1 protein-coding gene, 1 rRNA gene and 1 pseudogene are annotated in these 2,422 nt (G+C 34.1%); all 3 read left to right on the top strand.

Features of this window, described 5'->3' with window-relative positions:
• The first annotated feature begins 9 nt into the window (after positions 1 to 9).
• Positions 10 to 125, top strand: a 5S ribosomal RNA gene (rrf, locus tag JIN86_RS23310).
• Positions 126 to 202: 77 nt separating this feature from the next.
• Positions 203 to 659: pseudogene (gene tnpA, locus JIN86_RS23315) on the top strand (IS200/IS605 family transposase).
• 569 nt (positions 660 to 1,228) lie between these two features.
• Entirely contained in the window at positions 1,229 to 2,122 is an 894-nt protein-coding gene (locus JIN86_RS23320; protein WP_202342974.1) for a patatin-like phospholipase family protein, read from the top strand.
• Positions 2,123 to 2,422: the final 300 nt, after the last annotated feature.

Here is a 2,422-nt window from a genome sequence, read left to right on the forward strand (position 1 = left end):
GAATAAAAGTCTAGTGATGATGGCAAAGAGGTCACACCCGTTCCCATACCGAACACGGAAGTTAAGCTCTTTAGCGCCGATGGTAGTTGGGGGCTTCCCCCTGTGAGAGTAGGACGTCGCTAGGCAACAAAACAGTCAGCTGTGCGCTGACTGTTTTTTTATTGTATCTTTTGAAAACTCCTTGCTATGCGAGGGGCTTCAAATGGATAATAAAAATTTAGCACACACTACATGGAATTGTAAGTATCACATCGTCTTTGTGCCAAAATATAGAAGGCAGATATAGGTAGAATTCTTCGTCGGTTATGTGAAAGAAAAAAGGAGTAGAAATCATTGAAGCTACAGCCTATCCTGATCATATTCGTATGTTGGTGAGATTCCGCCCAAAATAAGTGTTCCATCGTCTGTGGTTTATTTGAAAGGGAAGAGTAGTTTAATGATATTCGATTGCCAGATGAACCTGAAATAGAGATATGGAAATAGGAAGTTTTGGTGTCGCGGATATTATGTAGATACAGTAGAACGAAACAGAAAAATCATACAGGAATATATAAAATCAATTGCAAGAGGATAATCTTGAGGATCAAACGACCATGAAAGAATTCATTGATCCATTTACAGGAGAAGAAATACAAGCTAAAATAATAAAACCACTTTAGTGGTAGCGTGAAAACGGAGTGCGGTTGGCAGACCTTTCAGCGTGTCTTTAGACATGGGCCAGTACCCCAGCGTTTTAGACTGGTGGTTCTGATTCATTGTAATCTTAGCACTATATAGCAGAGGTTAGAAAGCTATTAACTAAGTCAGTTTAAAATTTTCAGGCCTTCATTGAAAGGATAAAATTAGAAGTAAACAACAGCGTAACTTTTTTTCAATTAATTAATATTAATACCACCAGTAAACCCTTATAAGACATAGTTAATATAGATAAGAGCTTTCATTACTGTTAGGGGCTTGAGCCCTTTTTTTCTTATTAAAAATATGTTCTACACTAAAAATTTTCGAAACTGAAATTATTGTTGCAACATAAATTACCATTTAAGTAGATCTATACATTTATTAGAATAACCATATTTCGCTGCATATTCTTATATGGAATTTTAGCTAAACACTTGGTTAGAGTTTGCTGCTATCTACATAAGAAACGTCAAAAAAGTAGAAAATTTAGTTCTATTCGTCATTCTTCATCCTTATACTGTAAAGATTACATCAAAAAGGAGAGGAAATTTTGTGGATTGATGGCGTATTTTCTGGTGGCGGTTTGAAGGGCTTTGCATTAGTAGGGGCATATCAAGTACTAGAAGCTGAACATTTTCGATTTAAACGTGTAGCTGGTACAAGTGCAGGTGCCATTTTAGCTGCCTTTATTGCAGCAGGATATAGTGGAAAAGAGATAGAAATGATGCTAGAAGAGTTAGATGTTCCTTCATTACTTGATCCAAGAAGAACAATTTTACCTTTTCCTTTTATGAAATGGGTAAATGTTTATAATCATTTAGGTCTCTATAAAGGAAAGGCGTTAGAAAAATGGTTTTTCCAAAAGCTAGCGGCAAAAGGAGTATATACTTTTGGTGATCTACCTAAAGATTCACTTAAGTTAGTAGCTTCAGATTTAACGAATGGTAGAATGATTGTTTTACCAGACGATTTGCATAAATATCAAATTGAAGCAGAGAATTTTTCAGTTGCTTGTGCGTTACGCATGAGTTGTGGTATACCTTTTTTCTTTGAACCAGTTACATTAAAGACTGGGAAGGGGGAATCTGTAATAGTGGATGGTGGTGTTTTAAGTAATTTTCCACTATGGATATTCGATGATAAAGAAGGTCGGAAAGTACGTCCGATTTTAGGCCTGAAACTGAGTAGAAGAAGAGAAGAACAATGCCCTCAAGAAATTAAGAATGGTCTAAATTTATTTGAGGCACTATTTTCAACTATGAAAGATGCACATGATGAAAGGTATATATCAAGACGACACGAAAGAGATATTATTTTTATTCCTGTAGAAGATTATAGTGCTACCCAATTTGATTTAAATGAAGAAACAAAAGAAACTCTATTAGAAATAGGAAGAAACCGTACAATTCAATTTTTACGAAATTGGCCAAGGTTGAGGTTATAATTCTTTTTAAGAAATAGTTATAAAACTATTGACCAATGACAAATAGGGTGTTATTATATAAAAGTTGCTGTTGAGATATGCAGCTACTAAAATATAAAATAAAATAACTGTTTGACATTAAATATAAAACATGTTATTATATAAAAGTTAACTCTTACAGAAGAGTAAACAAAATGAACCTTGAAAACTGAACAAGCAAAACGTAATCAATAAAGTTTTAAGTAGCTAGCTTTGCTAGTGAACGAAACATAATTTTGGACATCAAACATGATGCCAGCAAAACAATTTGAGCTAATCAAA

Source organism: Lysinibacillus sp. HST-98 (genome assembly GCF_016757845.1).
GTDB lineage: Bacteria > Bacillota > Bacilli > Bacillales_A > Planococcaceae > Lysinibacillus > Lysinibacillus capsici.